This is a genomic window from Planctomycetota bacterium (genome assembly GCA_035574235.1).
GTDB lineage: Bacteria > Planctomycetota > MHYJ01 > MHYJ01 > JACPRB01 > DATLZA01.
This window is the reverse complement of sequence record DATLZA010000023.1, coordinates 1-8,454: the sequence shown is the minus strand read 5'-3', so window position 1 is coordinate 8,454 and position 8,454 is coordinate 1. Positions and strand designations below refer to the sequence as shown.

6 protein-coding genes are annotated in these 8,454 nt (G+C 70.0%); 5 read left to right on the top strand and 1 reads right to left on the bottom strand.

Annotated elements, in window-relative coordinates:
- The first annotated feature begins 55 nt into the window (after window positions 1–55).
- Genes ilvD through VNO22_01895 form a run of 5 tightly spaced genes read left to right on the top strand, consistent with a single transcriptional unit; the run spans window position 56 to window position 5,536 of the window.
- Window positions 56–1,735, top strand: a complete 1,680-nt coding sequence (ilvD, locus tag VNO22_01915) for a dihydroxy-acid dehydratase (protein HXG60105.1) — start codon at window positions 56–58, stop codon at window positions 1,733–1,735.
- Window positions 1,725–2,768, top strand: coding sequence for a ketol-acid reductoisomerase (gene ilvC, locus VNO22_01910; GenBank protein HXG60104.1), 1,044 nt, complete (start codon window positions 1,725–1,727; stop codon window positions 2,766–2,768). The genes ilvD and ilvC overlap by 11 nt, the downstream gene beginning before the upstream one ends.
- A gap of 16 nt (window positions 2,769–2,784) precedes the next feature.
- A complete protein-coding gene (gene ilvG / locus VNO22_01905) occupies window positions 2,785–4,452 on the top strand; it encodes an acetolactate synthase 2 catalytic subunit (GenBank protein HXG60103.1) in 1,668 nt (555 codons plus the stop codon).
- The gene (locus VNO22_01900) at window positions 4,449–4,799 is read left to right on the top strand and encodes a hypothetical protein (protein HXG60102.1); all 351 of its coding nucleotides are present in this window, start codon (window positions 4,449–4,451) and stop codon (window positions 4,797–4,799) included. Before ilvG ends, VNO22_01900 begins: the two co-directional genes overlap by 4 nt.
- A complete protein-coding gene (locus VNO22_01895) occupies window positions 4,796–5,536 on the top strand; it encodes a GNAT family N-acetyltransferase (protein HXG60101.1) in 741 nt (246 codons plus the stop codon). The genes VNO22_01900 and VNO22_01895 overlap by 4 nt, the downstream gene beginning before the upstream one ends.
- Here VNO22_01895 and clpB read toward each other — a convergent pair.
- Window positions 5,533–8,118, bottom strand: a complete 2,586-nt coding sequence (clpB, locus tag VNO22_01890) for an ATP-dependent chaperone ClpB (GenBank protein HXG60100.1) — start codon at window positions 8,116–8,118, stop codon at window positions 5,533–5,535. The two genes, VNO22_01895 and clpB, sit on opposite strands and share 4 nt — an antisense overlap.
- Window positions 8,119–8,454 lie beyond the last annotated feature (336 nt).

The following is an 8,454-nucleotide window of genomic DNA, read 5'->3' as shown; positions in this document are numbered from 1 at the left end:
CTGCGGCGGTTCGTCCGCGCCTTCGGGCGGCGCGAACCCTTGGAGAAGACCCGGAATGCTTAGCGACGCGATCAAGAAGGGGCTGTCCCGCGCCGGCGCCCGGTCCATGTGGAAGGCGCTGGGGCTGACGGACGCGGATCTCGAGCGGCCGCTGGTGGCGGTGGCGCACACCTGGACGGACGTGACGCCCTGCAGCGTCAACCAGCGGGCGCTCGCCCAGAAGGTCAAGGAGGGCATTCGCGCCGCCGGCGGGACTCCCTTCGAGTTCAACTCGATCACCGTGACCGACGGGATCGCGATGGGAACCGAGGGCATGAAGGCGTCCCTCGTCTCGCGCGAGGTCGTGGCGGATTCGATCGAGCTGGCGGTGCGGGGGCACCTGCTGGATGCGCTCGTCTGCATTGCGGGCTGCGACAAGACCATTCCCGGCGCGATCATGGCGCTGTGCCGCCTGAACCTGCCGGGGCTGATGATCTACTCCGGAACGATCCTTCCGGGGAATCTGGGCGGCCGGACGATCACGATCCAGGACGTTTACGAAGCGATCGGCGCGTGCGCCGCGGGGCGCCTGACGGAGGCCGATCTCAAGGCGATCGAGGACCGCGCGTGTCCGGGCGCGGGCGCCTGCGGCGGCCAGTTCACCGCCAACACCATGTCGATGGCGGCGACGATGATGGGGATTTCCCCCATGGGCCTCAACGACATTCCCGCGCCCGATCCGGAGAAGGAGAAGGCGGCCTTCGAGGCGGGGCGGCTGGTGATGAGGCTGCTCGAGAAGGATCTTCGCCCCCGCCAGATCGTCACCCGGGCGGCGCTCGAGAACGCGATCACGGGGGTCATGGCCAGCGGCGGCTCCACCAACGCGGTGCTTCACCTCCTGGCGATCGCCCGGGAGGCCGGCGTGGAGCTTTCGATCGACGACTTCGACCGCATCTCCGAGCGCACGCCGATTCTCACGGATCTGAAGCCCTTCGGCCGGTTCGTGGCCTCCGATCTTTACAAGGCGGGCGGCGTGCGGCTTTTCGCGCGGCGGCTCATGGACGCGGGGCTTCTCAAGGACGAAAGGACGGCCAGCACGCGCACGCTTTTCGAGGAGGCCCGGGAGGCGCGGGAAACCCCCGGCCAGCAGGTGATCCGAACGGCGGCCGACCCGATCAAGAAGACCGGGGGGATCGCGATCCTGCGGGGCTCGCTGGCGCCCGAGGGGTGCGTGATCAAGCTGTCGGGGCACGAGAAGCGGGTTCACACGGGTCCCGCGCGCGTTTTCGACGGCGAAGAGGCGGCGTTCGCCGCCGTCCAGGCCCGGACGATCCGTCCCGGGGACGTGGTCGTCATCCGCTACGAAGGCCCGCGGGGCGGGCCGGGGATGCGCGAGATGCTTCAGGTGACCGGCGCGATCGTGGGGCAGGGGCTGGGCAAGGACGTGGCGCTCGTGACGGACGGCCGCTTCAGCGGCGCGACCCACGGGTTCATGGTGGGGCACGTGGCGCCCGAGGCGGCGGCGGGCGGGCCGATCGCGCTCGTGCGCGACGGCGACGAGATCACGATCGATGTGGAGCGGCGGCGGATCGACGTGGCGGCGGATCTGGCGGGGCGAAAGAAGGGGTGGACGCCCCCGGCGCCCCGCTACCGGTGGGGGGTATTGGCGAAATATGCGGCCACCGTGGCGTCGGCGTCGGAGGGGGCGGTGACGCGGCCGGTGGGGCTTCTCGATGGAGGAACGAATGGCCACTAAGCTTTACGGGGAGCGGGACGCCGATCCGGCGGCGCTCCGGGGGAAAAAGATCGCCGTTCTCGGCTACGGAAGTCAGGGGCGGGCGCACGCGCTCAACCTGCGCGACAGCGGCTGCGAGGTGACGCTGGGGCTTCGGCCGGACGGCAAGACCTGGGCGCAGGCGCAGGAGGACGGCTGGCAGCCCGAGGAGCCGGCGCGGGCGGTGAAGGCGGCCGACGTGGTCTGCATGCTCGTGCCGGACATGCAGCAGCCGGCGCTCTACCGGGACGTCGTGGCGCCGAACCTGAAGAAGGGCGGGATGGTGCTTTTCGCGCACGGGTTCAACATCCATTTCGGCCAGATCCGCCCGGCCGCGGAGCTCGACGTGACGATGATCGCGCCCAAGGGCCCGGGGAGCCTGGTGCGCCGGCAGTACGTGGAAGGCAAGGGGGTGCCGTGCCTTCTGGCCGTGCACCAGGACGCCACGGGCAAGGCGTTCGAGCGGGCGCTCGCCTACGCGCACGCGCTCGGCGGAACGCGCGCGGGGGTCATCGAGACCACGTTCGCGGAGGAGACGGAGACCGATCTTTTCGGCGAGCAGGCGGTGCTGTGCGGCGGGGTGACGGAGCTCATCGCCGCGGGCTGGGAGACGCTCGTGGCGGCCGGCTACAAGCCGGAGGTCGCCTACTTCGAGTGCCTGCACGAGCTCAAGCTCATCGTGGATCTCATCTACGAAGGGGGGTTCGCCCGGATGCATCAGTTCGTCAGCGAGACGGCCAAGTACGGGGACCTGACGCGCGGCCCGAGGATCGTGGACGACCATGTGCGGGAGTCGATGAAGCGGATCCTCGAGGAGATCCGTTCGGGGCAGTTCGCGCGCGAGTGGGTGCTGGAGAATCAGGCGCAGCGGCCCGTGTACCAGAAGCTCCTCGAGCGGGACCTCGGCCATCCGATCGAGACGGTCGGGCGGGAACTGCGGGCGCGGATGTCGTGGCTTCAGCCTCCGGCGCCCGGCAAGGTCGAAGGCGGTCGAAAGCGGAACGTGAAGGCCTGAGAAAGGACGGGGCGCGATGCCGACGATGCGAGGCGCCGAGTTCGTGTGCCGGGCTCTCGAAGCCGAGGGCGTGGACACGATCTTCGGATACCCGGGCGGGGCGATCATGCCCTTCTACGACGCGATCGTGGGGGCGAAGTTCAAGCACATTCTCGTCCGGCACGAGCAGGGGGCGGCCTTCGCGGCCAACGGGTACGCGCGGGCGAGCGGCCGGGTCGGCGTCTGCGTGGCCACGTCCGGCCCGGGGGCGACCAATCTGGTCACCGGCATCGCCGACGCGTTCATGGACAGCGTGCCGATGGTGGCCCTCACGGGCCAGGTGCGGACGTTCCTGATCGGGACGGACGCCTTCCAGGAGACCGACATCTTCGGGATCACGCTTCCGATCGTGAAGCACAGCTTCCTCGTGCGCCGGGCGGAGGACCTGCCGCAGGTCATGCGGGACGCGTTCCGGATCGCGCGCTCGGGCCGGCCCGGGCCGGTGCTCGTGGACATCCCGCGGGACGTGCAGGAGGCGCAGGCGGATCTGAAGCTTCTGCCGCCGGATCCGGCGGACGGGCGGCCGCCGGCCCCTTCGCGGGAGTCGATCGAGAAGGCGGCGCGGCTCCTGCGGGAATGCCGCAAGCCCGTGATCTACGCGGGGGGCGGCGTCGGAATGGCCGGGGCGCTCGAGGAATTCCGCGGGTTCGTCCAGGCCACGCGCATTCCCGTCGTGCACACGCTCAAGGGCCTGGGCGGGGTGCCCTGGGACGAGGAGCTTTTCCTCGGGATGCTGGGGATGCACGGGTTCAAGCAGTCCAACATCGCCGTGCATCACTGCGATCTGCTCATCTGCATCGGGGCGAGGTTCGACGACCGCGCCACCGGGAAGCTTTCGGAGTTCGCCTCGGGGGCGAAGGTCATCCACATGGACGTGGACGCCTCGGAGGTGGGCAAGCTCCGCCGGGCGGACGCCGGGATCGTGGGGGACATCCGCGTGGCCCTGCGGGAGCTTTCGTTCCCGCTGCCGCAGATCGAGGAGTGGCGCCGGGAGTGCCTGCGGTACAAGAAGGAGTACGCGTGGAACTACAACGCGCCCGGCGACGGCGTGTACATGCCGGCGATGCTCAAGGAGCTTTCCGAGCGGGCCGACGACCGGACGATCGTCACCTGCGACGTGGGCCAGCACCAGATGTGGGTGGCCCAGCACTACGGGTTCCGCCGCCCGGAGCTGCACCTGACGAGCGGGGGGACCGGCGCGATGGGGTTCGGCCTGCCGGCGGCGATCGGGGCGCAGCTGGCGCGGCCGGACTGCCGGGTGATCTGCGTCACCGGCGACGGCTCGATCATGATGAACATCCAGGAAATGGCCACGATCAAGCGCTACAACATCCCGGTGAAGATCCTGCTCGTGGACAACCAGGCGCTCGGCATGGTGCGGCAGTGGCAGGAGCTCTTCTTCGCGCGCAAGTACAGCGAGATCGATCTTTCGGACAATCCCGACTTCGTGCGGCTGGCGGAGGCGTTCGGCATCCCGGCCTTCTTCGTCCGGGAGCGCAAGGACGTTCCGCGGGCGATCGACCGCCTCCTCCACGAGCGGGGTCCGCTGCTGGCGCACGTGTGGATCGAGCAGGCCGCCAACGTCTGGCCGCTGGTGCCTCCGGGGAAGTCGAACGCCGAGATGCTGGTCGAGGAGCGCCGATGAGCCACACGCTTTACGTCCGGCTGCGGCGGGCCGAAGGGGCGCTCGTGCGGCTTCTGGGCCAGATCGGGCGGCGCGGCTACGAGGTGCTGGGCCTGTCGGCCAGGCTTGTGCCGGAGCGGAACGCCTTCGAGGTGGAGGTGGAGTTCGAGCCCTTCACGCCGCTTCCGCCGGGCAAGCCCCGGCCGCCCGAGGTCCTGCCCGCGCTGGTCGCCAAGCTCTTCGAGGTGGAGCGCGTCGAGCTGCGCGGCGGCCCCCGGCCCGGTCCGGGGCCTTCGGACAACGGGTCGGTCGAGGCGCCGCGGCGCCCGGCCCCGCGCGCCACGGGCGAGATGCGGTGGGAGGAATGATGACCGCTCCCGAGACGCTCCGCCGGGTGGACGCCTTCTGGGCCGCGTATTTCGGGTGTGCGCCCGAGGATCTGGCCGCGGCCCGGACGCGCGTGGTTCCGCACGCGGCGCTCGCCGGATACGACGGGGCCCTGGCCTTTCGGCGCGGGCCGAGCCTCGTGGTTTCGGTTCCGGAGACGGTGCCGGAAATCGAGCGCGCCCAGCTCCGGGAAGCGCCGCCGGAGCGCGCCTTCGATCCGGCGTTTCTCGCGCGCGTCTTCGTCGTGAGCCGGGACAAGGTCGCCGGGCCCGCCTGGCTCGGGATCGCCGATCGGACGGACTTCCGGCCGTCTCCGGCCGCCGGGGAGGCGCGGCTTCTCGGGGATGCCGACGAGCCGGCCATCGAGCGGCTGGCCGAAGGATGCGGGGAGCTGGCCTGGAAGCAGTCCAAGCTCCTTCAGATCCGCAAGCCTCTCTTCGGGCTTTTCCGAGGCGCGGACCTCGTGGCGGTCTCGGGCTACGTCGTCATGGGGAACGTGCTCGCCTACATCGGCGTGATCACCCACCCCGCGCATCGGGGAAGGGGCCACGCCAAGGCCGTCGTGAGCGCCTCCGCGCAGGACGCGCTCGGGCGGGGATTCGTGGCCCAGTGGCGCACGCCGGAGGCCAACGAGGCGGCCGTGGCCCTGGCGCGGTCGATGGGGTTCCAGCTCTACGCGCGGACCTACGACGTCCAGCTCGTCGAGGACGAGTTCTAAGCCGCCGCGGTCCCTTCCTTCCGGACGAAGCGGAATTCGCCCTTCGGGTCGAGCTCGACGAGGATGCGGTCCCCGTCCCGGAAGCGTCCCTCCAGAAGCTGGGCGGCCAGCGCGTTCTGGATCTTGCGCTGGACCAGCCGCCGGAGCGGCCGCGCCCCGTACTGCGGGTCGTATCCCTCGCGGGCGAGGGCGTCGCGGACGGCGGGGGCGACCTCGAGCTCGATCCGCCGCTCCGCCAGGCGCCGCTGAACCTGCTCCAGCTGGAGATCCACGATCCGGCGCAGGTGCTCCGGCGTGAGGGCGTGGAAGACGACGATCTCGTCGATCCGGTTGAGGAACTCCGGCCGGAAGCGCGTCCGCAGGAGCGCCAGCACGTCCTCGCGGCGGCCGCCCTCCTGCAGGATGTCCGAGCCGACGTTCGAGGTCATGATGACGATGGTGTTTTTGAAGTTCACGACGTGGCCCTGGCCGTCGGTGAGCCGCCCGGCGTCCATGATCTGCAGGAGCACGTTGAAGACGTCCGGATGGGCCTTTTCGATCTCGTCGAAGAGGACCACGGAGTAGGGGCGACGGCGCACGGCCTCGGTGAGGGTGCCGCCCTCCTCGTAACCCACGTAGCCCGGCGGCGCCCCGAGGAGGCGGGAGACCGTGTGTTTCTCCATGTACTCGGACATGTCCAGGCGGACCATGGCCTCCTCGGTATCGAAGAGGAACTCGGCCAGCGCCCGGGCGAGTTCCGTTTTCCCCACACCGGTCGGTCCGAGAAAGAGGAACGACCCGATGGGGCGCTGGGGGTCGGACAGGCCCGCGCGCGAGCGGCGCACGGCGTCCGAAACGGCGCGCACGGCTTCCTCCTGGCCGATGACGCGCCGGCCCAGGCGCTCCTCCATGCGGAGGAGCTTTTCGCGCTCCGTCTCCATCATGCGGGACACGGGGATGCCGGTCCACCGGGAGACGACCTGCGCGATGTCCTCGGCGCCGACGGACTGCTTGAGGAGGGGACGGTCCCCCTGAATCTTCTCGAGCTCCTTCTGCAGCGCCTCCTGTTCCTTCTCGAGCGAGGGGATCACGCCGTAGCGGATCTCGGCGACCTTGTCGAGCTCGCCCTGACGCTGAAGGATTTCCGCGCGGGTGCGCTCCTGCTCGAGCTTCTCCTTGATCTCGCGGAGGCGGCGGACGGCGTTTTTCTCGGCGTCCCACCGCGCGCGCAGGCTGGCGGCCTTCTCGGAGAGCTCGGCGCGCTCCTTCTCGATCCGGGTCAGGCGCTCGCGGGCCGAGGGTTCCGTTTCCTTCCGGAGGGCGGCCAGCTCGATGTCCAGCTGCATGATCCGCCGCGTGACCGCCTCGAGCTCCGCGGGCATGGAGTCGATCTCCAGGCGCAGCCGGGCCGCCGCCTCGTCCACGAGGTCGATCGCCTTGTCCGGCAGGAACCGCTCGGAGATGTAGCGGTGGGAAAGGACCGCCGCGGTCACCAGCGCGTCGTCGGAGATGCGCACGCCGTGGTGAACCTCGTAGCGCTCCTTGAGGCCGCGCAGGATGGCGATCGTCGATTCGACCGTGGGCTCCCCCACGAAGACCGGCTGGAAACGCCGCTCGAGGGCCGCGTCCTTCTCGATGTGCTTGCGGTATTCGTCGAGCGTCGTGGCCCCGATGCAGCGCAGCTCCCCGCGGGCGAGCGCGGGCTTGAGAAGATTGGCCGCGTCCTGGGCGCCCCCTTCCGCGGCGCCGGCCCCGATCACGGTGTGGATCTCGTCGATGAAAAGGATGATGCGCCCTTCGGAATCGACGACGTCCTTGATCAGCGCCTTGAGACGCTCCTCGAACTCGCCCCGGAATTTCGTCCCGGCCACGAGCAGCCCCATGTCGAGCGCCATGACCTGCCGGTCCCGGAGACCCTCCGGGACGTCCCCCTCGACGATCCGGCGCGCCAGGCCTTCGACGATCGCGGTCTTGCCCACGCCCGGCTCGCCGATGAGCACCGGATTGTTCTTGGTCCGGCGGGACAGGATCTGCATGACGCGCCGGATTTCCTCGTCCCGTCCGATCACGGGATCCAGTTTGCCCCGGCGCGCCAGCTCCGTCAGATCCCGGCAGTATTTGGCGAGCGTCTGGTACTTGGCCTCGGGGTTCGGGTCGGTCACCCGGCGCTGGCCGCGCACCCGCGCGAGCGCGGAAAGGAGCTTGTCGTGCGTGGCGCCGGCGTTGCGAAGGATCGTCCCCACGCCGTCCGAGTCCCGCGCCATCGCCAGAAGGAAGTGCTCCGTCGAGAGGTACTCGTCCTTGAGCGACTCCGCCTCCCGCTGGGCTTCCCGCAGAAGCCGCTGCGTGCGGCGCGAGAGCCCCACCTGGACGTCCCCTTCGACCCGCGGGAAGCGGGAAAGCTCGCGCGAGAAGTCCTGCTTGACGCGCTGCGGGTCGGCCCCGGCGGCCTGAAGAAGCGGCGCCGCCGTGCCGTCCGCCTGCTCCAGGAGCGCCACCCCCACATGCTCGGGCTCGATCTCCGGATGGGTCCAGCGCTCCGCCAACGTGTTGGCCGCCTGCAGCGCCTCCCGGCTCTTTTCCGTCAGCTTGTCCAACGACATCCAGATTTCTCCTTCCTTCGAAGGAGATTGCAAGATCCGTGCCAGGGTGACGCGAGAAGGGCGGAATATCCCTATGGGGGATAATGGGTTAGATTTACTTCCTCCGCCGATCCGAAGCGGATGTCAGAATGGCGGCGCCGTCCGGTGGCGGGCGCGGAATCAGGCCGTGGCGGGATCGGGGGCGTCGGGGTCGATGCCCAGTTCCCGGAGGGCCTTGGGGAGATCCTTGCGGGGATAGCGCCCTTTGCGCGCCAGCTCGGCCAGCGCCGCGTAGGCCACGTGCTCGGCGTCCACCTCGAAGTGCCGGCGCAGGCGCTCCCGGGAATCCGAACGCCC